Source organism: Arthrobacter sp. ZGTC412 (assembly GCF_002929215.1).
In the GTDB taxonomy this organism is placed as follows: domain Bacteria; phylum Actinomycetota; class Actinomycetes; order Actinomycetales; family Micrococcaceae; genus Arthrobacter.
This window is the reverse complement of the sequence record NZ_PJII01000014.1, coordinates 98,491-120,356: the sequence shown is the minus strand read 5'-3', so window position 1 is coordinate 120,356 and position 21,866 is coordinate 98,491. Positions and strand designations below refer to the sequence as shown.

Here is a 21,866-nt window from a genome sequence, read left to right as displayed (position 1 = left end):
TCGTCGAACATCACCTTGGCACCGAACTTCTCGGCCTGCTCCTGCAGCCCGTCCATCAGCTCCGGCCCCTGGATGCCGCCAGGGAAACCCGGGAAGTTCTCCACTTCCGTGGTGTTCATCAAGGCACCTCCCGCGGTCACCGAACCGGCCAGCACCAGCGGCTCGAGGCCCGCGCGGGCAGCGTAAATCGCGGCGGTGTAACCGGCAGGGCCGGAGCCAATGATGATCAGCTGCTCTGCCTTGGCGCCTGCGGAGGTTTCGTTGTTGCTCATCGGTGTCTCTCCTGGTGTCCGGGGCGGGCTACTTGGCAGCCGGGACGAGGGACTCGATCAGGCCCTCGATTCGGGTTTTGATCTGGTCGCGGATAGGGCGGACCGATTCGACGCCCTTCCCCGCGGGGTCTTCCAGGACCCAGTCCTCGTAGCGCTTGCCCGGGAAGTAGGGGCATTCGTCGCCGCAGCCCATGGTGATCACCACGTCCGATTCCTTCACGGCCTCGGTGGTGAGAACCTTCGGGACCTCGGCGGACATGTCGATACCCAGTTCAGCCATGGCCTCGACGGCGGCAGGGTTGATCTTGTCCGCGGGCTGGGATCCGGCGGAGCGAACCTCAATCTCACCCTTGCCGAGCGTAGTGAGGAAGGCGGCGGCCATCTGGGAACGGCCGGCGTTGTGGACGCAGACGAACAGGACGGAGGGCTTCTTAGCAGTGTCGGTGCTCATTCTTTTGCTCCTGTAATCAGTGAGGGGTGGATCGGTGGTTGAGTCGTCGCCCGCACGTCCTCCATCGAGATATTGAAGTTGGTCGATGAAGGAAGTATCGGACGATGCATTGATGATTGTCAATATGACGTGCAGGGCGGGCGGCGTCAGGCTGCGCGCATCCGCGGCGCGAGGTCACTGATGCGGCTGGAGATATCGGCGAAGGCGTTTTCAAAGGCCTCCTCGGTGTTGATCCGGAGCGGATCCGGCACGGACCAATGGACTCCACCCAGGCTGGTCAGTTCCTCGTGGGCGTTGTCGCAGACCGTGACAACGAAGTCCCCGCCAGCCAACTCCCCCAGCCTTCGCGGCGGAACCTCCGGGAGGTTCACTCCATGGCGGCGGGCGACGTCGATTGCTCCTTCCGCGATTCGGTCCGCCGGGTGCGTTCCCGCCGAAGTCGTGGGGATTTGGCTGACTTGCCGCCAGAGAGCGGCGGCAATCTGGGAACGGGCGCTATTGCGGGTGCAGACAAACAAAACGCGCGTGGCGCCATATTCAACGCCCGGCGCCAGGCCTTCCAGCGCCCCAGCGGCAAGGCGGATGTAGCTTCGGCGCTTGTCGGCCTCCGAGCGGCGGCGGGTCGCCAGGCCCGCTCCTTCCAGTGCGCGGAGGTGATGGGACAGCAGGTTCGAGGGCATGTCCAGTTCAGCCTGAAGTTCCGTGGGCGAAAAGTCCCCAAGGGTCAGCAGGTCGACGATCCGCAGCCGGGCAGGATCGGCGAGGGCCGCGTGCTTGGCGACCCTCGACAGGAACACATCTGCTGACTCAGTTTTCATTGACTCAATTTTGACTGAGATAAGTTTCTGCGTCAAGCTTGGTGCCATGACTACAAACCAACCTCCGCTGTGGCGCCGCGCCGTCGCTGAGCTTCTGGGCACCAGCCTGCTCGTGATGATCGTTGTGGGCTCCGGGATCATGGCCCAGCAGCATTCCCCCAACGACGTTGGCCTGCAGCTGCTGCAGAACAGCACCGCCACGGTGCTGGGTTTGACGGTCCTGATCCTCGTGTTCGGGCCCGTCAGCGGCGCGCACTTCAACCCTGTGGTCTCACTCGTGGACTGGCTCCTCGGCCGGCGCAGCGGCACGGGACTGACCCTGCCGGAGCTGGGTACCTATGTGGCCGCACAGACTCTCGGTGCGGTCAGCGGCAGTGTGGTCGCGAACGCCATGTTTGAGGTGGGCACCTCCATCTCCGGGAAGGACCGCGCCACCGGCGGGCATCTGCTCGGTGAAGTGGTTGCTACCGCCGGGCTTATCCTGCTGATCTTCACCCTCGCCGCCACGAAGCGGGGCGTCCTCGCCGCACCTGCGGTGGGCGCCTACATCGGAGCGGCGTACTGGTTCACGTCTTCGACGTCCTTTGCCAACCCCGCCGTGACTGTCGGGCGCATCTTCAGCGACACCTTCGCTGGCATCGCACCAGGCTCCGTCCCCGGGTTCGTCATCGCCCAGCTCATTGGCGCGGCAGTGGGCGTAGGACTCCTGCTCCTTCTGTTCCCGCACGCGGCCCGCGCCGCAGACGACGTCGTGCTCCCACACGAGGCGGACAAAGGCAACTCCTAGTCCTCCTGACATAGCGAGGACATCGAGCGCCGCTCCCCACGTGTTCAACCCGCAACGCGGATGAGGGCGACGCGCCGGCACACAAGGCTGCCATGATGGCCCTGTGGCTATCGCGAAGACAATCCTGCTGTTCATATTTGCCGCCGCCGCTGAGATCGGCGGCGCATGGCTGGTTTGGCAGTCCGTCAGGGAGGGCAGGGCATGGTGGTGGGCAGGACTGGGCGTTATTGCGCTAGGCATTTACGGTTTCGCTGCCACTTTGCAGCCTGACGCGCACTTCGGCCGGATACTGGCCGCCTACGGGGGCGTGTTCGTTGCCGGATCACTGATGTGGGGCATCGCCTTTGACGGCTTCCGGCCCGACAGGTGGGACATCGCGGGATCTGCGATCTGCCTGCTCGGTGTTGCCGTGATCATGTTCGCCCCGCGGAACGCTGCTTAAAGAACCTGAGGCTCACCAGCAGCAGTTCCTCCTCTAAACCAAACGTCCGACGGCGTCCCCCGTCACCCCGTTTGGGCCAGTTCGTCCCAGAAACATGCAAGCGTGACGGCGCCGTTCACCAGGACTTCGAGGTTGACGCTCTCATCGCTGTCGTGCCAGTGGTCCTCCACCAGTCCGGTCCCGAAGAACAGGACCGGAGAATCCAGCTGCCGGCTGAGCAGCGTTGCGGGACCGCCGCCGGCGTTGCCCATCCGCCCCACCTCGGAAGAGCGGAAGCCCTTGGCCATGGCTCGCTCCAACACTGGGACAGCGGGATGATCCGGGGTCCAGTACGGTTCCTGGGCCGTCTCAAGGTCCACGCTGAGGGTGTGTCCGTAGTTGTCCCCCACCGTGTCCCGGACCCATTGCCGGAGCTGCTCCGCCACCTTCTCCACCCGCTGGCCCATTACTGTCCGCAGGCTCAAATCCACTGCGGCCACGGACGGAACGGCGGCGCTGGAAATCCCGACAGGATCACCGGCGATCAAGGCCGTGACCTCCACGGCCGGGCGGAGCCACAGGCGTTCAGGCACCGTGTACCCCAGTTCGCCAGTGATGCTTCCCGTCTCCGAGCGCTCCAGCCAGTCCTCTTCAGTGAACGGCAGGCGTGCGAGCGCCTTCCGAAAGTCGTCCGGCACTGGCGCCACGTCGTCATAAAATTCGGGAATGTAAATCCGGCCATCGTCGTCATGAAGACCGGCGAGGACCCTGCTTATTTCAAAAGCCGGGTTGGGGACGGCACCGGAAACGGCGCCGCTGTGCACGTCCACTTCAGGGCCGGTCACTTCCAGGTGGGCGCTCACCATGCCGCGAAGGCTCACACACATTGCCGGGTGGTCCTCACGGAATAGCAGTGTGTCCGAGAAGAGCACGAGGTCCGCCTGAAACCGGTCCGGCTGCTCCTCGAGCAGCATGGCCAGGTGCGGCGACCCGCCTTCTTCCTCCCCCTCAACGAGGTACTTCAGGTTGACGGCTGGTCGGGCGGTTGAGGCCGTCGAAGCCCCTGCCGGGTGATAGAGCGTTGGGGTTTCGGCTGCAGGAAGTGATAGAGCGTCCGGGTTTTGGGGGTCGGAAGTGATAACGCGTGTGGATTGTTGGTCAAGGTGGGCGCGAAGCGACCACAGGTGGGCCAGGATCTGCCCCTTGGCGTCCGAGGAGCCCCTCCCGTATAGCCGTCCGTCCCGCACCACCGGTTCGAAGGGGACGGTCTGGTCCCACTCCTCGGGCTTGGACACCCGCACATCGTGGTGGCTGTACACCAGGACGGTGGGTGCGCCGGGCGCCTCGCACCATTCGGCGTACACGGCGTGGGACTCCCCGGTGGGGAGGATCTCCACCATCGGGAAGCCCACCTCGCGGAACGCCGCCGCCAGCCAGTTGGCGGAGCGGAGCAGGTCCTTTGCGTGCTCCCCCAGCACCCCGGGCACACGCACCCACTCGGCCAGCTGGCCCTCCAACTCGGCCCGGCGGGACTGGACGAAGGAGCGAAGGCCCGCGGCGTCGTCGTTATCCTGACCGTCGTTATCCAGGGCCGGGTGCTCCGGGCCGCCGTCGTGGTCCTCGACGCCGTGATGCTGCTCCATGGCTCACCGCGGCTGGGCCGGGTTGGTGGGATCGCCCTGCGACGGCGGGTTGAGCGGCAGGTCGCTGTGCTGGGGTACTCCGTTCATCGTTGTTCAGCTCCTTCTCTCGCAGTGCAACGTGTGGATTGGTGAACAGACGGTCAGGCCATGGCTCCGGCGCTTGCCGTCTCCGGCTCCTGGACCCCGCCCACAAAGACGGACTCCGCCATCTGGGCCGCGATCGCATCCCAGTGGTACTTCTTCAGGAGCTCGCGGGTCTTCGGCTTGGGCCCGCGCGACGGATCCCGCTGGCCGAGCGTCCGGCATACCGAGGCGAAGCCGGCGGCGTCGTCACGCAGGTGCACGATTCCGGGGAAATCCGCGACGACATCCGGCACCCGCGTGGAAACCACCGGCAGGCCGGCCGCAAGGTACTCGAGGGTTTTGGTGGGGCTGATGGAGCGGGTTGCCTCGTTCAGGGCGAACGGCATCAGGGCCACATCCAGGCCGGCCATCGCCGCTGGAAGGTCCGCGTAGCAGGTGTACCCTTCGTAGCTGATGTTGGGCGCCTGGGGCAGGCTGGCCGGATCGATCTTTGCCACCGGCCCGTACATTTTGATGTCCCACTCCGGCAGTGCTTGGGCCAGGCCGGCGATCAGCCCCAGGTCCAGCCGTTCGTCCAGCACACCCACGTATCCGGCGGCGGGACGCTGCCCTGGAACCCTGGACTCCGCCGTCGGGGTCCGGTAATGCTCCGGCTCCACACCGCTGGGAAAGAGCAGCGTGTCCGCGCGGCCCTGCCGCACCATGGACCGGTGGAGCGAGCGGCCGCCGGCAAATACGACGTCGGACCGGCGGAGCGCCTGCCGCTGCCTCACCACCAGTTCGGGCGGGGCGTCCTTGAAGGCGGCGAGATCGTCCATCACGTCATACACGAGTGTGGTGGGTTGGAGGGCGAGGGCCAGTTCCAGTGCCAGCGGGGTGTAGAGCCACACCACCCTCTCCCCTGCGGGCGGGCCTATCAGTTCGGGCAGTTGCTCGATGTAGTCCGGCATTACTTGGTCGAAAAAGCCCACGTGGTGGCCCTGCTCCGGGATCTCCAGCCAGGCCCGGTTCAGCCCGTCCACCTGCGTGTGGTTCATCCGGTTCCGCCCCGTAAATTCGGGCGACGGCGTGAGCGGCTCCTCCACGTACCAGGTGGAACAGCGGGAACCCAGGCGGGAAACGAGGTGCTGGGGACGCTGCCAGACCCAGTCCCAACGGAGATGCGACAAAACGATCAGTTCACTCTGCATTGACTATCCTCAATTCCATCCGGGTCCTGGTGTTGGGCAGGCTGTTTCCCTGATCCGCGTCAGGGGCCGGGGTCCAGTTCCAGTGGGACATTTGTGGCTCGTAACCGCGCAGCCAGGTGGCCACGGGTTCGCCCAGCGTGAAGGCAGGCAGCTCGTTCGACGGCGTGCCGGCGGCGGCTTTCGCGTAGGACTCTGACATCACGGAGGGCTGGCGGGCCAGCTCGTCGTCCAGCCAATACACGCCCACGGGGTCGATATGGCCGTCGCTGCGGTACAGGAGCGTGTTCCAGTCCGTGGAGTCGATCACCGGGAACCAGCACAGGCCTTCGAGGGGAACGCCCATGTGCCGTGCCCGTTCGCACTGCTCCAGGACGTACTTGAACCAGGTGGCCCGGTCCGAGGTGGAGCCGCGGACGTTGGTTTCGGTGAGGAGGCACGGCAGCCGGTAGCGGTCCCAGTACAGGTAGATCTGCTGCGCAAGCGGCAGCGGGTACGGCGTATTGGGCGAACCGCCACTGTCATCGAAGTGCCACTGGCAGTGGGCGTAGTAGTCCATGCCCAGCACGTCGATCCGTCCCGGTTCCAGGTCCTGCAGCTTCTCTCCCCCGGCGTCGCGGAGCAGTTCCGCCAGGGGGCCGTGGGGGTCGTAGCCTTTGCCCAGGAAGCTGTCCAGCACCAGGAACCGGCGTTCGTTGGCCATGGTGGCGTACGCGCTTCCGCCGGCACCGGCCCCGGTGTGGTGCTCGCAGGTGTCCACCCACACGTGTTTGGCGTCCGAAAGCAGTTCCTTGTAGGCGCGGCTGGCCTCGGCCACGGCCGGCAGCACATTGAGGATCTGGGCCACGAAGTTGTCGAGGCCCTTCTGGTAGGGCGGCCAGATTGCCTCGTGTCCGGTGAGAAACAGGGTGGAGAAGGGCTCGTTGAAGAGTGTGTACTCCTCCACCCAGGGGTAGCGCCGGGCAAACTCTTCGGTGTACCGCAGGTAGGCGGTGCGGAAACGGGGGTCCGCGAAACCGGCCTCCATCCACCGGGGATAGCTGGTGTGGTGCACCAGGTCCACGATGGGCCGGAAGCCGTTGTCCCGGAGATAGTGCAGCACCCTGTCCGTGTCCTGCCAGTCAAAGACGCCTTCCTCGGCCTCCACCCGGTGCCAGCGGACCGGATACCTCAACCTGTTCACTCCGCAGCTGGTCAGCAGTCCGAGGTCCTGCTTCCATTGGACGTCGTGGGCGGTTGACTCGAATATGTCTGTGTCGTGCCGGGGAAGGTACGTACTCTCAAAGGCACCGATGATGTCGAGTCCGCTCATATCCCCGCCCCTTCCCCCTGCAGGGTACGGCCCGTGTTGCCGGCCAGCTGCACGTAGACGAGGTCCAGCAGCTCCGCCGCCCTCAGGTTTAACCGCCGGGATTCATCCAGGTCCCGGTCCAGCCGGAGGATCTCGGCACGCAGCTCTGCGATGTCCGCCGCGGCCACAGCCAACCGCAGGTTCATCTCCTCCAGCGGGTCGCTCAGGGGCTCGTGCTCGGTCAAAGCATCGCCCAGGAAATCGTTCATGGCAGGGCCCTCACTTTCAGTCGGCGAACGGGTTTGGCGCCTTGGCGCCCGGGTTGTGGTGTAACTTCTTCTGCTTCAAGCCCCAGCTCTGCGAGGCTGCTCTTCAGGGCGGCAACATCGACGGGGACGTGGAAGCGGCAGTCCGGGAACGGCGGCTCGCACTCCGCCGACTGAAATTCCAGGAAAGCCTCGGCCGCCGTCTGCTGGCTCCGCAGCAGGTGCCCGATCAGCGTCAGGGTGTTCTCCCGGCCCTGCCCGTTGAGCGAGTTCAGCAGCAGCCTGGCGTACACGTGCAGCGGACCATTGCCGTGGTTCGCGAGGCCGGCCAGCGGTGCGGTCTCCCGGAGCGAGTTGAGGTTCACCCGTCGGGCCTCCAGGGTGCCGGTGCCGGCCTGATGCAGGCGCAGGTTTTCGATTGCAGGGCGGCTGTAGTCAACAGCCACCACGTGGTGGCCCTGCTCCGCGAAGTGCTTCGCATCCGCGCCGAGCCCGAAGCCGAGCTCCAGGATCCGGGACCCCGGGGGAAGCTCTCGGGCCAGCTCCGTCGCCCAGGCCGAGGGCGCCCGCCCGGCGGCCACGCCTTCTTCGCCGGGCCCGTCTTCAATTCCGGGCCTGTCTTTAGTACGGAGCAGCGCCCGGTGGTGGTCCTCCCAGTTCTCCCTGTCGCCGTCCAGGCTGCCCAGCCAGTTGTCATAACGACGGCGGGCGGGCGGCGGCGTGGTGAACCGGAACGCAGGATCAGGGGTTTGCCAGCTGGGTCCGTAGATCGCCGCGAGCATCTGCTCCGGTTCCGCCGGGGCCGGCAGGTCCCGCCCGTTGATGGTGAGGGTGCGCAGCGGGAAGATGCCCACGTTTTCCGTGTGCTCGCGGGCATGGAACGTGCCGTGGAACCAGCCCCCCACGTTGAAGTAGGTGAAAATGTCGAGGTAGAACCGGTCCGTGCCGTCCGCTCCGGGAAACAGCAGCTGCAGGTGCCCTGCGGAATGCCGGACGGTTTCGTAACCTTGCGCGTGCAGGGCCCGTTCCAGCTCGAAGCCCTCCAGCGCAATGTCCGATGGGTTTTCGTGCGGGCTAAGGTAGGCCAGGTCCACGTCGTCGTCGCCCGGCATTACCCGGCCGTCCCGGACGGGACCCAGGAGGGTGCCTCCGGTGACGAAGAGTTCCTGGCCGCGGCCCCGTGCCCACTCCACCAGCTTGCAGGCCTCATCCAGCGCCTCGTCGATCAGGTGGGCACGCTGGCCTTCAAAGTTCCGCGCGATCCGCCCCCACTTATTGATGATCTGCGCCATCCCGGTTCCGGGCTCCTCGAGTGAGAACTGGTGCGGTGAATCATCAAAGGTGACTGTCGCCGTCGGGCATAACGGCGTTCCGTCCTGCAGCACGCTGAGCCGAGCCCAGCCGGACAGGCGGCCGGCGAGGGCGGGCGGCCAGTCGATGGTGCAGCAGCCGGAGCCACGCCGTGCAGCCTCGCCGGCACGGATATTCCAAATGGGCCTGTCCCCCAGCAGGATGGACAAGGTGGCATTTCCGGGAATCGGCGGCCCCGCGAGGATAAGCGACAACCTGTCCGCCTGGAGGCTATGGCTGTGGCTATGGACGCTGCGTATCTCAAGGTCGTGGCTCATGGCTGGGCCACCAGTTCGGAGTCCTTGGACGGGTCCGTGTAGGGAAGCCGGACATCCACCACCTGCCCCGTCATGGCCGAAGCCAGGACCTGGATGCTCGCCCCGGCAACTGCCGCGGCGGGCAACAGGGATCCTTCCTCCTCCGCCCCAAACGCCCTGGTCCGCATGGGAGTGGCGGTCCGGCTGGGGCTGATGCAGTTGACCCGGATCCCGTCCGAGCTCCACTCGTCCGCGAGCGCCTGGGTGAGGTTCACGATGGCGGCCTTGGTGGCGGAGTAGACCGTGTAGTTGGCCCGGCCACGGGTGTAGGAACTTGAGGCGAAAAGCGTCAGCGATCCCTTGCTCTCAGCCAGGTACTTCTGCGACTCCTGGGCAACGATGAAAGCCGCCGTGAGGTTCACGTCGAGATCGTGGTGCAGTTGCTCGTCGGTCAGCTGGGCCAGCGGGCCAACGCTGAGTACGCCTGCGGAGAGGATAACGTGGTCCACGCGGCCGTGGGCGGCTGCCGCCGAGGCGAGCGCCTGGGCTACGCAGCCGCGGTCCTCCACAAAGGTGCCGTTGCCGGTGCGGCTCTGGCCCGCCACCAGGACTCCTTCGGCTTCGAGTTGCTGGACGAGCTCCAGGCCGATTCCCGAACTTGCACCGAAGACCACAACAATGGAGCCGCGGAGCGCGTCCGCGTTCCCGTTCGGCAGCACGGTTTTGTGCTTGAGCTGGAACAGTTTGTCCGCAAGATGGATGTCGATGGGCTGGGTGATCTTGATGTTCGCCTCGTCCCCGTCCACCACGAAGATGGGGACATCGGGACAGTACTTAAGGACAACCGAGCAGTCATCCGTGGCGAAGAAGTCCGGGTCCTGTTTGGCCCGCTCGTACGCCTCGGAAATGACCGGCAGCCGGAACGCCTGCGGCGTCTGGCCCCTTCTCAGCTTGGCCCGCGGCGGCACTGCGCGGACGAAGTTCTCATCATCCACTTCGATGATGGTGTCCGCTGAGGGGATGGCGGTATCGACGGCGGCATAGACGTCGAGTGCGCGGATGCAGGCGAGGATGATGTCGCCGTCGAGCAGCGGCCGGACGGCGTCATGGAAGATGACGTTGGCGTTTTTGTCCGCGATGGCGTCCAGGGCAAGGCATGAGGTTTGGCTGCGGTCTGTGCCGCCGGAAAGGATCGCCGTGAGTTTGCTGAACTTATTGGCTGCTTTCCCACCCGGCGTGCCGGGTTGTCTGCCGGGTTTTCCCAGGAGCAGTTCCTCGGCACGCGGAATGTAGCCCGGGGCCATCATAACGATGACCTCGTCCACCAGATCACAGTGCTGGAACAGCTCCACAGTGTGCTCAAGGCTGGTGCGGCCGGCGATCGGGACAAATTGCTTAGGTATGTCCAGGCCCATCCGGGCGCCGACTCCTCCGGCCAGGATGACCGCGACGTTGCGGCGGCTCGCGCCGGTTGGAGAAGGTGGGTTCTGGTCCATGGCTGGTCCTTTCTGTCTACTTGACGGCCTAGTGGCGGCCGGTGGGGGTGCCTCCTGCGTTCTCGGTGGCGGAGGGAATGGCGATGGATGCGGCCTGGATCCGCTGCCGGGCTTCCTCGGCGGTGACGTGGGAACTCATCCGGGGGTACTCGCCCACCGGGACCACTGCGGAAACAAAGGTCCGGTTGTGGATGCGGATCAGGCTGAAGGAACGGGCGCCGTCCAGGCCCTGCATGGCGCCGGCGGGCATGGCCAGGTCCTGGTTGTAGCTGGTGGAGGCGGCCACCGATACGGGAATGCCGGCAAAGGTTGAAAAGACGCTGTGGTGCGTGTGGCCGGAGAGGATCCCGAGGACGTCACTGCCTTTGAGCACACGCGCCAGGCCGTCCTGGTTCCGCAGCTCCGAAAGCACGGCGAGTTCCTGGACCGGCGGGACAGGCGGGTGGTGGATCACCAGGAGGGTGCCGTCGTCGGCCCTTGTTTCCAATTCCCCGGCCAGCCAGCGCAGCTGCTCATCGTTGATTTCTCCGTGGTGGTGGCCGGGCGTTGAGGAATCCAGGACCAGCACCCGCAGATTTCCCAAGTGATAGCTGCGGTCAACCGGAAACGTCTGCGGCGCCTCATCCAGGAGCATCTTTTGGAAATTTGAACGTTCGTCGTGGTTGCCCATGGCCCAGATGAGTTGCGCGCCCATCCGCTCGGCGTAAGCCTGGCACGTGGTCCGCAACCGCCGGTAGGCTTCCAGGCTGCCCTTGTCCGTGAGATCGCCGGAAAAGATGATGGCTTCCGGCTTCAGCCCGCTGGCCTCAACGGCATTGAGGACTTCCACCAGCCCCGTTTGGGGATCCAGCTCGCCGTACAACAGCCCCTCTTCCACAAAATGAGGGTCGCTCACGTGGACAAGCACATGGTTGGGGGTTGAGTACTCGGACCGGAGCAGGTGCATGGGAGCCTTTCAGCTTTTTCCCGCGGCGGAGCCCATTCGGGAAGGTGTGCTGACGGGCTCTGCATGCCGTCGGGGGTAGAACATAATAAGCACGCTTATGAAATGTTGGGAAGACCTGTCTTTTGTTACGGTCGGGTGCTGGCGCTACCCGCGGCGTGCCTGCAGGCCGACGGCGGGTGGCTGTACTTCCTTGCCCGCCGCGGGTAGATTCAGGAGTGTGACGGGCGTTACTCCCGTCCTCCCTGGCCCTTCTGCACTGGCCGGGGAAAGTAGCTGCTGGAGCAAGCCGGTGGCACATTTTGCAGAAACGGATTGGGCCATAATGCCGTCCTCACACTTCCAACAGTTCCTTGACCAAGCCACCGTCCATGACGCTGCGGCCGAACATCCTTTGGGGCCGGACTGCCTTTACGGCCTCTACGTCAGTTGGGCAGCGCTGCACGGCTTCCGTGCAAAATCCGACCAGGCCTTCCGCGCCGGCATGAAGCGCTGTGGCGTGGACATCAAGCACTCCCAGCTGCACATGACCGGCCCCGCCGCGGCGGACTACATCCTCTACAGCTACCCCGACGTCGCCTGACGTTGCCGGGCAGCGCGCCATACGACGCTATATAGGGGGCAGCCGTGGGATTCGAGGCGCACGAGCCGGAGGAGCGAAGCGAGCTCAATTCCGCCTTACTGGAAGCAGACATCACGGTCCCGGAGCTCTGGCTGCAGTACTTCAGCATGAGCGGCGCTGCCGGCGAATACGAGGTCCGGGCCTACGTGGAGGGACTGATCTCCCTGCCTGCCCTCCAGCGCGACCTGCTGGCCATGGCGGCCAGGGAAATCATCAGCGAGGCGCCCTGAGGTGACGCCCGACGGCGACAGTCCCGAAGCGCCGTCGGCATGCTTCGTCCTCTTCCCATTGAGCTCCTTCCCGCGCTAATGTGGCACAAAACCACTGGCCAGAGCCATGGGTTATCAGGCTCATGCAGCTGGGCCTCTGGGGACTTTCCGGAGGGAACCGCGGTGAGTAGCACTGGACGAAACACTCTTAGATGGCGGCGGGGTGCCGCTTTACTCCTGATCCCGGCTCTGATGGCTTTGACTTCCTGTTCCGCGGAGGTCCAGCGCGGCTGGTTGCCCGGTGAACGCGACACCACAGACCACACCCCCCTGGTCACGGACCTGTGGGTGAACTCGTGGATCGCTGCAACCGTGATCGGCGTGATCACGTGGGGACTTATTCTGTGGTGCGTCATCGCCTACCGCCGCAGAAAAGATACGGTCGGGTTTCCGCGGCAGATGAGCTACAACCTTCCGCTGGAAGTCTTCTACCTCTCTGTACCGCTCATGATTGTGGGCGTGCTGTTTGTCTTCACTGACCGGGACCAGCGGGCTATGGACGACCGGTTCGAGGACCCCGACGTGGTGATCGATGTCCGCGGCAAGCAGTGGGCCTGGGACTTCAACTACGTCAAGGAGGACGTCCATGAGGACCCGGGCGTTCAGGCCCACCTTGACGGCAATTGGGGCACGCCGGACCGGCTGCCCACCTTGTACCTGCCAGTCGGTAAAAAGGTGGAACTGCAGCTCAACTCCCGTGATGTCCAGCATTCCTTCTGGGTTGTGGAATTCATGCAGAAACGGGACATGTACCCAGGGGAAAACCAGTTCAACAGGTTCATCGACATCATTCCCAACCGCACCGGTGAGTACACCGGCAAGTGCGCCGAACTCTGCGGTGAATACCACTCCGAAATGCTCTTCAAAGTCCGGGTGGTAACCGAGCAGGAGTACAACAACCACATCGCCGACCTCCGGGCCAAGGGCAACACCGGCATCCGCGGCGATGAATACGACCGGAATCCGGCGCGGCCGGCCCTGGAACAGGCAGAACAAAGGACGGCACCGTAATGACCACCACCGGCCAGAACATGGGCGTAACGTCGGCGACCGCCGCACCTTCGGTGGTCAAGCGCCCCAAGGGCAGCATCGTGGTCAGCTGGATCACCTCCACCGACCACAAAACCATCGGTTACATGTACCTGATCTCCTCCTTTGTGTTCTTCCTCCTCGCCGGCATTATGGCGCTGCTCATCCGTGCCGAACTGTTCGAACCCGGCATGCAGATCCTGCAGACCAAAGAGCAGTACAACCAGCTGTTCACCATGCACGGCACCGTGATGCTCCTGATGTTCGCCACCCCGCTCTTCGCCGGTTTCACGAACGTCATCATGCCGCTGCAGATCGGCGCTCCGGACGTCGCCTTCCCGCGGCTGAATGCCCTGGCTTTCTGGTTCTTCCTGTTCGGCTCCACGATCGCAACGTCCGGCTTCATCACCCCGCAGGGCGCTGCCTCCTTCGGCTGGTTCGCCTATACACCGCTGTCCAACACCACCTTCACCCCGGGCCTGGGCGGGGACCTGTGGGTGTTCGGCCTGGCGCTCTCCGGCTTCGGAACCATCCTGGGCGCGGTCAACTTCATCACCACCATCATCTGCATGCGCGCCCCCGGCCTCACGATGTGGCGGATGCCGATCTTCACCTGGAACGCCCTGGTCACGTCCATCCTGGTGCTGATGGCCTTCCCGCCGCTGGCCGCTGCGCTGTTCGCGCTGGGAGCGGACAGGAAGTTCGGGGCCCACATCTATGACCCGGCGAACGGCGGCGCCATCCTCTGGCAGCACCTGTTCTGGTTCTTCGGCCACCCCGAGGTGTACATCATCGCGCTGCCGTTCTTCGGCATCGTTTCGGAGATCTTCCCGGTGTTCAGCCGCAAACCGATCTTCGGTTACAAGGGCCTGGTCTACGCCACCATCGCGATTGCTGCCTTGTCCGTAACGGTGTGGGCCCACCACATGTACGTCACCGGGGCAGTCCTGCTGCCGTTCTTCGCGTTTATGACGATGCTCATCGCGGTTCCGACGGGCGTGAAGTTCTTCAACTGGATCGGAACGCTGTGGGGCGGTTCGCTGACGTTCGAGACGCCCATGCTGTGGAGCCTCGGCTTCCTGATCACGTTCCTCTTCGGCGGCCTCACCGGCATCATCCTGGCCTCTCCGCCGCTGGACTTCCACGTCTCCGACACCTACTTCGTGGTGGCACACTTCCACTACGTGGTGTTCGGCACCGTGGTGTTCGCCATGTTCGCCGGGTTCTACTTCTGGTGGCCCAAGTTCACCGGGACCATGCTGAACGAGCGCCTGGGAAAGATCCACTTTTGGATGCTGTTCCTGGGCTTCCACGGAACCTTCCTGATCCAGCACTGGCTCGGTGTTGAGGGTATGCCCCGCCGCTACGCGGACTACATGCCTGAGGACGGGTTCACCGGAATGAACCAGTTCTCCACCATCGGCTCCTACCTGTTGGGCGCCTCAGTGATCCCGTTCTTCTGGAACGTCTTCATCACGTGGCGGACCGGCAAGAAGGTGACCGTGGACGACCCCTGGGGCTTCGGCGCCTCGCTGGAGTGGGCCACGTCCTGCCCGCCGCCGCGGCACAACTTTACCTCGCTGCCGCGGATCCGTTCGGAGCGCCCGGCCCTGGACCTGCACCACCCGGAGCTGAGCGTGCGGGAGCATGAGCCCACGCACGGCCCGGTAGCGGATATTTTGGGCGCCGCAGACATCGGCTCGCGCGACGTCAAGGATCCGGACCCCAACAAGTAGGAGCCGCAATGAAGCCCCCTGCCAGCCGGTCATTCTGGGTACCGGCCGACAGGGGGCTTCTTCTTGCTGGCTGAGGCTAGCCCTTTGTCTCCTTGGGGTTGTCAGCGTCCTTCAGTTCAATCTCTGCCGTGGCCTGGATGAGTGCGAGCAACTCCGGGTCCAGTCCCGGTGCAAACTCTTCCTTGCGCTCCGGGGCCATCGTCTTGGGGACACCCGTGGGCATGACTTCGGTGCTGAGTTCAGTGCCGTCGTTCGACGGCGATGCGCCCCGGTACAGCTTCCCTGCCTGGCTGAGGTTGTCCGCGCTGAAGGTGTATTGGACGCTTTGCAGCCCCAGGTCGAGGAGCTTCTTGACTTCGGGGAACTGCTCGGCGTTGGTCTTGGGGATGGGGAGGACCTTGCCCCAGTTCACTCCGAGGCTTTCCAGCGCCTTGGCAAAGGCGTTCTCATGCGCCTGGTCGCGGACGATCAGGTAGGCAATGGTGGAGCGGGCCGTCTTGTTCTCCGTCATCTCGTAGATGCGGCACTTCTGCAGGCGGCCAGTGGATTCAAGCATCAGGTTGTACAGCAGGTCCAGGACCAGGTTTCCGCTGTTGTAGACGTAGGACCCGAGCCACGGGTTGCCGGCGGCGTCCACGGGCAGCGCGCCCTGGGCACCCACCAGGTAGTGGTGGATGTTGCTGGTGTCCAGCGCAATCTTCAGGGGCGTGGCACCCTTCGCGCCGGGTTCGTCCACGGGGTCGGTTTTCTTTCCCTGGTAGCGCGGGGAGCCGTCAAGAAGCTGGGCAATGGTGGTGCCGATGAGTTCGACGTGGCTGATTTCTTCAGTCCCCACGCCCTGAAGGAGGTCCTTGTAGGGCTTGGAGGATAGGTCTCCGCGGAAGTTGATGCTCTGGAACAGGTACTGCATCATGGTGCGCATTTCGCCGAACTGGCCGCCCAGGCCTTCCTGCAAGGCGTTCGCTGCTGCCGGATCAGGCTCATCGGCAGCAATTTCGTTGATAAGAAGTTCAGTATGCAGGTACATGTGATTCTCTCCTCGTGGTGTGTGCTGTTGCCGGTTCAGGCTCCGGGTCCTTTACTGCTGGACCGCTCTCCTAAGGCCAGGGATGCTGTCACGCCGATACGCTGCGGCAGCCGAGTTAATCAGCATGCTTACTATCCTGCGTCAGATGCTCCCGTTTGGCCAGACGTTGGACTACCCCGAAACAGAAGCCACCCGCCCACGGCCAGGACCACGCTGACCGCCAGGAAGCCGAGGTCCCAGGCCAGGGGCCCGCCGAGGTCGTCCCGGACATGATGGATCTGCAGCAGTTGATGGTTGACCAGGCCCTCGACGATGTTGAAGACACCCCAGCCGCACAGGACCAGGCCGGTGTGGAAGCTCCAGCGGGCGGACAGCCGCCCCTGCTGCCGGGCGCGGACGGTGAGGACCGCCGCGGCCACCACCAGTACCCACATAGCGCTGTGGAACAAGCCGTCCGCCAGGGTGTTCAGCTCCAGGCCCGCCACCGTCTTGATGTTGCCGCTGTCGGTGTGGCTGAGCATGTGGTGCCATTGCAGCACTTGGTGCAGGACGATGCCGTCCACGAAGCCGCCAATGCCCATGCCGAACAGGAACGCCGGGGCTTTGGCGGGCGCTCCGGCCGCCCTCGCCGGCGTGGTTGGGGTTTCCCTTGACACTGTTCCGCTCCCCCTTCGATCGGTGCACCTTTCACCTTGTCCCCTACCCGCCGTCGGACGCTCTAAGCATCCTCCGCCCCCGCTTCCGGTGCCGGCACGGCGACCCTTGACCACTCCTGCCCGAGGTGGAAACGTAGGGCAGGCGGTGCGCCTCAAGCAGCGGGGGTGGTTCCTGCACGAGACGGGAACCGCACTGCCAGCCAACAACCGAGGCGGCACAAATGCGAGCAATGGTTTACCGGGGCCCGTACAAAATCCGGGTCGAAGAAAAAGACATTCCCAAGATCGAGCACCCCAATGACGCGATTATCCGCGTCACCACCGGGGCTATTTGCGGCTCCGACCTGCACCTCTACCACGGCATGATGCCGGACACCCGGGTGGGAATGACGTTCGGGCACGAGTTTGTGGGCGTAGTGCACGAGGTTGGCTCCTCGGTGCAGAACCTCGTACCGGGCGACCGCGTGATGGTCCCCTTCAACGTCTACTGCGGCTCCTGCTACTTCTGCTCCCGCGGCCTGTTCTCGAACTGCCACAATGTAAACCCGAACGCGACGGCGGTGGGCGGCATCTACGGCTACTCCCACACCTGCGGCGGTTACGACGGCGGCCAGGCGGAGTTCGTGCGCGTCCCGTTCGCGGACGTGGGGCCGGCCAAGATTCCGGACTGGATGGACGAAGAGGACGCAGTGCTGCTCACCGACGCGCTTCCCACGGGCTACTTCGGCGCCCAGCTGGGCGACATTGTGGAAGGCGACACCGTGGTGGTGTTCGGTGCCGGGCCGGTGGGCCTGTTCGCCGCCAAGTCCGCGTGGCTGATGGGCGCTGGCCGGGTGATCGTGATCGACCACCTGGAGTACCGGCTGGAGAAGGCCCGGACCTTCGCGCATGCTGAAACGTACAACTTTGTGGAGTACGACGACATCGTGATGCTCCTGAAGAAAGCGACTGATTACCTGGGCGCCGACGTCGTGATTGACGCGGTGGGGGCCGAGGCGGACGGCAACTTCCTCCAGCACGTGACCGCCGCCAAACTGAAACTGCAGGGCGGCTCGCCAGTGGCGCTTAACTGGGCCATCGACGCTGTGCGCAAGGGCGGGACGGTGTCCGTGGTGGGCGCGTACGGCCCGATTTTCAGTGCGGTGAAATTCGGCGACGCCGTGAACAAGGGCCTGACGCTGCGGATGAACCAGTGCCCGGTCAAACGGCAATGGCCGCGGTTGTTCGAGCACATCCGGAGCGGGTACCTGAAACCCAGTGACATCGTTACCCACCGGATCCCGCTGGAGCATATTGCCGAGGGCTACCACATGTTCTCAGCGAAGCTTGATGACTGCATCAAACCCCTTATCGTTTCCACCCCGGCCTGAGAGGAAGGGCATCATGGCTGAGATACCAACGCCTTACACCGCCGGCAAGCCTGGCCTGAAGGAGTCCGCGGAAGAGCTGCGGGCGCGCATCCCGGGATGGGGCGTGGACCTCGACCCGGCGGACCGGCCCTCATTCCCCCGCGAGCAGCCGGGGATCGAGACCGGCGCGCACTGGGACTTCCCGGAGCGCCAGAAGGAGGAGTGGCCCCGGGAGCGGTCCATTGAGCACGCTTTCGTGACGCCTGTTTTTGGCACTTCGACCCCTCCCAAAGGTGCTTCTGGGGCTATCCGGAAGTACGCCTACGCCAGGTTCAGCGAGGGCCGGGCCGCGCACTGGCTGCTGCTCATCGCGGCGGACCGGGTGGATGCGTGGGAGCACCACCTGAGTTCGCTGGCCACCCTGCGGCCGGACAACCCTGTCACGGAGACGGGAGTGCTCAGCGAGTTTTCCCGGCACGGCCTGAGCTCCCGGTTCGGGAGGAAGCGCGCCGACGTCAACCACCAGTGGATCGATCCGATTTTGGTGGGCGGCCCCTGGGTGCTCGCCGGCCTGGGTGGTGTTGCCGCGGTGCGGGCGCTTCGGCGGGCGGCGGGGCGGAAATGACGCAGGCCGCCTCTGGCAGGGCGTCGTTTACTACCGTGGCGGACGGCGTCCACTGCGTCTCCGAGGCCTTCGTCAACTTCTACCTGGTGGAAAGCCCCGACGGACTGACGCTGGTGGACTCCGGGCTCCCGGCGATGTGGAAGACGCTGGAGGAATCTGTCCGGGGGCTGGGGTACGCGGTGGGCGACATCAAGGCGGTGGTGCTCACGCACGCGCACTTCGACCACCTTGGCCTGGCGCACCGGCTGCACACGGAGTTTAAGGTCCCGGTTTGGGTGCATGGCGGCGACTCCTTCATCGCCCGGCACCCCTACCGGTACCAGCATGAGAAGTCCCGCTTCGTTTTTGCGCTGGCCCATCCCGGCGGCCTGCCCGTCCTGTCCCGGATGGCCAAGGCCGGCGCCCTGCGGGTGAAGGGCGTTGACGAGCTGACCCTGTTCCCCGCTGAACTTGGCGTCCTGCCGGTGCCGGGGCAGCCTGAGGTGGTGTTCTCCCCCGGCCACACTGCCGGACACTGCGGGCTGTACCTGCGGGACCGGGACGTGCTGTTCAGCGGGGATGCGCTGGTGACGCTGGACCCGTATTCCGGACGGACCGGGCCGCGCATCGTGGCCGGGGCCGCCACCATGGACAGCCGGCAAAACCTGGACACCCTGACGCAACTGGCACGGACCGGCGCTTCCCTGGTCCTGCCCGGGCACGGCGAACCGTGGACGGGCGGCATCGAGGAGGCGGTGGCAGCAGCCCGGCGCGAGGCAGCCTCCTGACCCTCTTGGGGTGAACTCCGCACCTTCCGCGTTTTCGACGCGCTGCGTCGATGGTGCGTCTGCGCGTCGCTCGCCGTCGTGATCCCCCATTTGCTGACACAGAAAAAACACCCTGTTGAAACATTTCAGCAACCTCGGCGGGGCAAGCTGTGAGTACGGGGATACAACAGCAGGAGGCACCGCATCATGGAGGCACAAAAACTACTGACCGCCCAGCTTCGCATCGGCGACCAGATCGAGGCGTGGCACAACGGCAAGCTGTTCCACCGGGGGCGGGTGACCGACGTGGTACCCGCCCTGGAACTGTTCTGGATTCTGGACGCGAGGACCGGCGCGCGGAAACTGCTGGATCCGGAGGCATTGGAGATCCGGCATGTGGAGGCACCGGCCCGGCCGCTGGCTACGGCCTGAGCGGGGTTGGCTTTTAAGGGGAGGGTGCGGGCCTGCATAGAATGAGTTTGATGCGGAACCACCGCGGAAGTCCGGGCGTCACATGCCCGCAACCACGAAGGAGCACACCGTGATTGGATTCATTGTTGCCGGCCTGATCATCGGCGCACTGGCCCGCCTCATCAAGCCGGGCAAGCAGAACCTGGGCCTGCTCGCCACCTTGCTGCTGGGCCTTGTCGGTTCGGTTATCGGCGGCGTGGTGGCTTCGCTGCTGGGCACCGGAGACATTTTTGAACTGAACTTCCTGGGCTTCATCATTGCTGTCATCGCGTCGGTGCTCCTGGTGGGCACGGCGGAAGCAGTTGCCGGGCGCCGGAAGTCAGTGCGCCGCTAGGCATCCTTGAACCGCCCGCCTTGTATTGGCGGGCAGTCTTAGCCGGACTGGACATAGCGCAACAGGCTCCTGGGATTTCCCGGGGGCCTGTTGCGTTAGGTGGGCCAAGCGCCTGCGGTGACATCCCGACGTCGGCCGCCGGGTTGGGAGCCCTACAGGCGGTCCTGGTATACGTCCGGGATGCCGTCCTGGTCCGCATCCACTTTCTCGGCTTCCTCGGCCTCGCGGTACTGCCGGTTCCTGGTCCGGAGCACGGCCGTGGCCAGCAGCGCCGCCAGCAGGGACGCGGCGAGGATTCCCACCTTGGCGTGGTCATCGTGGAGGCTGCCCTGCCCGAAACTGAGCTCGGCCACCAGCAGGGAAACCGTGAACCCGATGCCGGCCAGGAGCGCTACGCCGAAGACGTCGATCCATTTGAAGGATTTGTCCAGCTCCGCCCGGCTGGCCTTGGTCAGCAGCCAGGTGGTGCCCATGATTCCGATCGGTTTCCCGAGCACCAGCGCCATGATGATGCCCAGGGCCACCGGATCTGCCAGGGCCGAGCCGAGCCCTTCCAGGCCGCCCACGGCCACACCGGCCGAGAAGAAGGCGAAGATGGGAACTGCGATCCCTGCCGAGATGGGGCGGAAGCGGTGCTCGAAGATTTCCGCCAGGCCTGGCCCTGCTTCCGGCCCGCCGCCTGCCTGGGAACGGATCACGGGGATGGCGAAGCCCAGCAGCACTCCGGCCACCGTCGCGTGGATTCCCGATGCGTGGACCAAGGCCCACGTAGCCACTCCAAGCGGCAACAGGATGACCCAGGCAGCCGGGGCTTTCCGGCCGAAGAAGTGCCGGTACTTCTGTGCCAGGAAGGCGTAGATTGCCAACGGAATGAGGGCCAGGAGCAGCGGCGTGATGTGGAGATCGCTGGTGTAGAAGAACGCGATGATGCTGATGGCGATGAGGTCGTCCACCACGGCCAGGGTCAGCAGGAAAATCCGCAGCGCGCTGGGCAAATGGGAACCGATGATCGCCAGGACAGCCACCGCGAAAGCGATGTCGGTGGCCGTGGGGATGGCCCAGCCGCGGAGGGTCTCCGGGCTGGCGAGGTTGACGACGGCGTAGATGACTGCCGGGACAACCACACCGCCCACGGCAGCAGCCACGGGGACGATCGACTTGTTCAGCTGCCGCAGGTCCCCCGCCACGAACTCCCGCTTCAGCTCCAGTCCCACCAGGAAGAAGAAGATCGCCAACAGCCCGTCGGCCGCCCAGGCTCCAAGGCTGAGGTCAAGGTGCCAGGGCTCGTAGCCGATTTTGAAGTCCCGCAGGGCGAAGTAGCTGTCCGAAGCCGGCGAGTTCGCCCAGACGAGGGCGATGACCGCGGCGGCGACGAGCAAGGCTCCGCCGACGGTCTCCTTGCGCAGGATCTCGCCGATCCGCAGCGCTTCCGCGTAGCTGCCCCGGCCGAAGATGGTGGAGCGCGTGGGACTGGGTGGGGGCGTCTGGGTCATAAAAGGTCCTCAATTCGGGATCGACAAAATTATGCCGACCAGACTTCCCGGCGCACCTTCGATCAATCCTACAGGGCTGGCGTTACGAACATGTGGGCCGCGAGGCAGTACTTGGGGGAAGAGAATTACGAGACGCTTGTTATCCAGTTCACTTTCTTCCCATCCGAAACAGGAGCAGCAGCGAAGTACCTACGTCCCTCACCTGGGATGACAACGTCACTTGTATGAGGAGACTGCTTTCCG

The 21,866-nt window shown here is 64.8% G+C and carries 24 protein-coding genes; 11 read left to right on the top strand and 13 right to left on the bottom strand.

The annotated features are described in order from the left end of the window. The 3 genes from CXQ88_RS15580 to CXQ88_RS15570 all read right to left on the bottom strand — a co-directional run. A partial coding sequence (locus CXQ88_RS15580; RefSeq protein ID WP_146069230.1) for an NAD(P)/FAD-dependent oxidoreductase occupies positions 1-272 on the bottom strand: 272 nt, incomplete at its 3' end. A 28-nt stretch (positions 273-300) separates the two neighbouring features. Next, positions 301-723, bottom strand: a complete 423-nt coding sequence (locus tag CXQ88_RS15575) for an arsenate reductase ArsC (RefSeq protein WP_104045048.1) — start codon at positions 721-723, stop codon at positions 301-303. A gap of 146 nt (positions 724-869) precedes the next feature. After that, positions 870-1,541 carry an arsenate reductase/protein-tyrosine-phosphatase family protein gene (locus CXQ88_RS15570; RefSeq protein WP_104045047.1) on the bottom strand — a complete coding sequence of 224 codons (672 nt, stop codon included), beginning with the start codon at positions 1,539-1,541 and terminating at the stop codon, positions 870-872. A gap of 46 nt (positions 1,542-1,587) precedes the next feature. Between CXQ88_RS15570 and CXQ88_RS15565 the strand changes: the two genes are divergently transcribed. Beyond that, positions 1,588-2,328, top strand: coding sequence for an aquaporin (locus tag CXQ88_RS15565; RefSeq protein WP_104045060.1), 741 nt, complete (start codon positions 1,588-1,590; stop codon positions 2,326-2,328). Between the two features lie 103 nt (positions 2,329-2,431). Continuing rightward, positions 2,432-2,770, top strand: coding sequence for a YnfA family protein (locus tag CXQ88_RS15560; protein ID WP_104045046.1), 339 nt, complete (start codon positions 2,432-2,434; stop codon positions 2,768-2,770). A gap of 62 nt (positions 2,771-2,832) precedes the next feature. Here the strand turns inward: CXQ88_RS15560 and CXQ88_RS15555 are convergent, their stop codons facing one another. The 7 genes from CXQ88_RS15555 to CXQ88_RS15525 form a co-directional block, all read right to left on the bottom strand. After that, positions 2,833-4,392 (bottom strand): M20/M25/M40 family metallo-hydrolase, encoded by a 1,560-nt coding sequence (locus CXQ88_RS15555; RefSeq protein ID WP_104045045.1) that lies wholly within the window; start codon positions 4,390-4,392, stop codon positions 2,833-2,835. Between the two features lie 140 nt (positions 4,393-4,532). Next, positions 4,533-5,666: a glycosyltransferase gene (locus tag CXQ88_RS15550; protein ID WP_104045044.1), complete on the bottom strand. Its 1,134-nt coding sequence runs from the start codon at positions 5,664-5,666 to the stop codon at positions 4,533-4,535. Beyond that, on the bottom strand, positions 5,656-6,975 hold the full coding sequence (locus CXQ88_RS15545; RefSeq protein ID WP_104045043.1) for a family 1 glycosylhydrolase: 1,320 nt from the start codon (positions 6,973-6,975) through the stop codon (positions 5,656-5,658). The genes CXQ88_RS15550 and CXQ88_RS15545 overlap by 11 nt, the downstream gene beginning before the upstream one ends. Then, positions 6,972-7,223 (bottom strand): hypothetical protein, encoded by a 252-nt coding sequence (locus CXQ88_RS15540; RefSeq protein WP_104045042.1) that lies wholly within the window; start codon positions 7,221-7,223, stop codon positions 6,972-6,974. The genes CXQ88_RS15545 and CXQ88_RS15540 overlap by 4 nt, the downstream gene beginning before the upstream one ends. After that, positions 7,220-8,848 (bottom strand): class I SAM-dependent methyltransferase, encoded by a 1,629-nt coding sequence (locus CXQ88_RS15535; protein WP_146069229.1) that lies wholly within the window; start codon positions 8,846-8,848, stop codon positions 7,220-7,222. The genes CXQ88_RS15540 and CXQ88_RS15535 overlap by 4 nt, the downstream gene beginning before the upstream one ends. Then, entirely contained in the window at positions 8,845-10,323 is a 1,479-nt protein-coding gene (locus tag CXQ88_RS15530; RefSeq protein WP_104045040.1) for a bifunctional cytidylyltransferase/SDR family oxidoreductase, read from the bottom strand. Before CXQ88_RS15530 ends, CXQ88_RS15535 begins: the two co-directional genes overlap by 4 nt. A 28-nt stretch (positions 10,324-10,351) precedes the next feature. Then, positions 10,352-11,269, bottom strand: a complete 918-nt coding sequence (locus CXQ88_RS15525) for a metallophosphoesterase (protein WP_104045039.1) — start codon at positions 11,267-11,269, stop codon at positions 10,352-10,354. A gap of 289 nt (positions 11,270-11,558) precedes the next feature. On the opposite strand from CXQ88_RS15525, the gene CXQ88_RS15520 reads away from it, so the two are divergent. The 4 genes from CXQ88_RS15520 to ctaD all read left to right on the top strand — a co-directional run bounded on the left by CXQ88_RS15520 (position 11,559) and on the right by ctaD (position 14,922). Further along, positions 11,559-11,849, top strand: coding sequence for a hypothetical protein (locus CXQ88_RS15520; protein ID WP_258061918.1), 291 nt, complete (start codon positions 11,559-11,561; stop codon positions 11,847-11,849). A gap of 44 nt (positions 11,850-11,893) precedes the next feature. Continuing rightward, positions 11,894-12,118, top strand: coding sequence for a hypothetical protein (locus CXQ88_RS15515; protein WP_104045037.1), 225 nt, complete (start codon positions 11,894-11,896; stop codon positions 12,116-12,118). A 231-nt stretch (positions 12,119-12,349) separates the two neighbouring features. Then, complete coding sequence (gene ctaC / locus CXQ88_RS15510) at positions 12,350-13,168, top strand: aa3-type cytochrome oxidase subunit II (RefSeq protein ID WP_258061917.1); 819 nt, start codon at positions 12,350-12,352, stop codon at positions 13,166-13,168. A 20-nt stretch (positions 13,169-13,188) separates the two neighbouring features. Then, on the top strand, positions 13,189-14,922 hold the full coding sequence (ctaD, locus tag CXQ88_RS15505; protein ID WP_104045059.1) for an aa3-type cytochrome oxidase subunit I: 1,734 nt from the start codon (positions 13,189-13,191) through the stop codon (positions 14,920-14,922). A gap of 76 nt (positions 14,923-14,998) precedes the next feature. Here ctaD and CXQ88_RS15500 read toward each other — a convergent pair whose 3' ends face one another. After that, complete coding sequence (locus CXQ88_RS15500) at positions 14,999-15,949, bottom strand: manganese catalase family protein (RefSeq protein ID WP_104045035.1); 951 nt, start codon at positions 15,947-15,949, stop codon at positions 14,999-15,001. Between the two features lie 131 nt (positions 15,950-16,080). Continuing rightward, positions 16,081-16,605: a DUF2243 domain-containing protein gene (locus tag CXQ88_RS15495; protein ID WP_258061916.1), complete on the bottom strand. Its 525-nt coding sequence runs from the start codon at positions 16,603-16,605 to the stop codon at positions 16,081-16,083. Between the two features lie 221 nt (positions 16,606-16,826). On the opposite strand from CXQ88_RS15495, the gene CXQ88_RS15490 reads away from it, so the two are divergent. The 5 genes from CXQ88_RS15490 (at position 16,827) to CXQ88_RS15470 (ending at position 20,130) form a co-directional block, all read left to right on the top strand. Beyond that, on the top strand, positions 16,827-17,975 hold the full coding sequence (locus tag CXQ88_RS15490) for a zinc-dependent alcohol dehydrogenase (RefSeq protein ID WP_104045033.1): 1,149 nt from the start codon (positions 16,827-16,829) through the stop codon (positions 17,973-17,975). Between the two features lie 13 nt (positions 17,976-17,988). Next, positions 17,989-18,579: a hypothetical protein gene (locus CXQ88_RS15485; protein WP_104045032.1), complete on the top strand. Its 591-nt coding sequence runs from the start codon at positions 17,989-17,991 to the stop codon at positions 18,577-18,579. Beyond that, positions 18,576-19,346: an MBL fold metallo-hydrolase gene (locus tag CXQ88_RS15480; protein ID WP_104045031.1), complete on the top strand. Its 771-nt coding sequence runs from the start codon at positions 18,576-18,578 to the stop codon at positions 19,344-19,346. The genes CXQ88_RS15485 and CXQ88_RS15480 overlap by 4 nt, the downstream gene beginning before the upstream one ends. A gap of 186 nt (positions 19,347-19,532) precedes the next feature. Next, positions 19,533-19,757 (top strand): hypothetical protein, encoded by a 225-nt coding sequence (locus CXQ88_RS15475; protein WP_104045030.1) that lies wholly within the window; start codon positions 19,533-19,535, stop codon positions 19,755-19,757. Positions 19,758-19,866: 109 nt separating this feature from the next. Then, positions 19,867-20,130, top strand: a complete 264-nt coding sequence (locus CXQ88_RS15470; protein WP_104045058.1) for a GlsB/YeaQ/YmgE family stress response membrane protein — start codon at positions 19,867-19,869, stop codon at positions 20,128-20,130. Between the two features lie 152 nt (positions 20,131-20,282). On the opposite strand, the gene nhaA is transcribed toward CXQ88_RS15470, so the two are convergent. After that, the gene (gene nhaA / locus CXQ88_RS15465) at positions 20,283-21,623 is read right to left on the bottom strand and encodes a Na+/H+ antiporter NhaA (protein ID WP_104045029.1); all 1,341 of its coding nucleotides are present in this window, start codon (positions 21,621-21,623) and stop codon (positions 20,283-20,285) included. Positions 21,624-21,866: the final 243 nt, after the last annotated feature.

Bases quoted from the DNA above. Each gene is read 5' to 3' on its own strand.
- CXQ88_RS15575 (WP_104045048.1), bottom strand. From the start codon at position 723: ATGAGCACCGACACTGCTAAGAAGCCCTCCGTCCTGTTCGTCTGCGTC.
- CXQ88_RS15570 (WP_104045047.1), bottom strand. From the start codon at position 1,541: ATGAAAACTGAGTCAGCAGATGTGTTCCTGTCGAGGGTCGCCAAGCAC.
- CXQ88_RS15565 (WP_104045060.1), top strand. From the start codon at position 1,588: ATGACTACAAACCAACCTCCGCTGTGGCGCCGCGCCGTCGCTGAGCTT.
- CXQ88_RS15555 (WP_104045045.1), bottom strand. From the start codon at position 4,392: ATGGAGCAGCATCACGGCGTCGAGGACCACGACGGCGGCCCGGAGCAC.
- CXQ88_RS15550 (WP_104045044.1), bottom strand. From the start codon at position 5,666: ATGCAGAGTGAACTGATCGTTTTGTCGCATCTCCGTTGGGACTGGGTC.
- CXQ88_RS15545 (WP_104045043.1), bottom strand. From the start codon at position 6,975: ATGAGCGGACTCGACATCATCGGTGCCTTTGAGAGTACGTACCTTCCC.
- CXQ88_RS15540 (WP_104045042.1), bottom strand. From the start codon at position 7,223: ATGAACGATTTCCTGGGCGATGCTTTGACCGAGCACGAGCCCCTGAGC.
- CXQ88_RS15535 (WP_146069229.1), bottom strand. From the start codon at position 8,848: ATGAGCCACGACCTTGAGATACGCAGCGTCCATAGCCACAGCCATAGC.
- CXQ88_RS15530 (WP_104045040.1), bottom strand. From the start codon at position 10,323: ATGGACCAGAACCCACCTTCTCCAACCGGCGCGAGCCGCCGCAACGTC.
- CXQ88_RS15525 (WP_104045039.1), bottom strand. From the start codon at position 11,269: ATGCACCTGCTCCGGTCCGAGTACTCAACCCCCAACCATGTGCTTGTC.
- ctaC (WP_258061917.1), top strand. From the start codon at position 12,350: ATGGCTTTGACTTCCTGTTCCGCGGAGGTCCAGCGCGGCTGGTTGCCC.
- ctaD (WP_104045059.1), top strand. From the start codon at position 13,189: ATGGGCGTAACGTCGGCGACCGCCGCACCTTCGGTGGTCAAGCGCCCC.
- CXQ88_RS15500 (WP_104045035.1), bottom strand. From the start codon at position 15,949: ATGTACCTGCATACTGAACTTCTTATCAACGAAATTGCTGCCGATGAG.
- CXQ88_RS15490 (WP_104045033.1), top strand. From the start codon at position 16,827: ATGCGAGCAATGGTTTACCGGGGCCCGTACAAAATCCGGGTCGAAGAA.
- CXQ88_RS15485 (WP_104045032.1), top strand. From the start codon at position 17,989: ATGGCTGAGATACCAACGCCTTACACCGCCGGCAAGCCTGGCCTGAAG.
- CXQ88_RS15480 (WP_104045031.1), top strand. From the start codon at position 18,576: ATGACGCAGGCCGCCTCTGGCAGGGCGTCGTTTACTACCGTGGCGGAC.
- CXQ88_RS15475 (WP_104045030.1), top strand. From the start codon at position 19,533: ATGGAGGCACAAAAACTACTGACCGCCCAGCTTCGCATCGGCGACCAG.
- nhaA (WP_104045029.1), bottom strand. From the start codon at position 21,623: ATGACCCAGACGCCCCCACCCAGTCCCACGCGCTCCACCATCTTCGGC.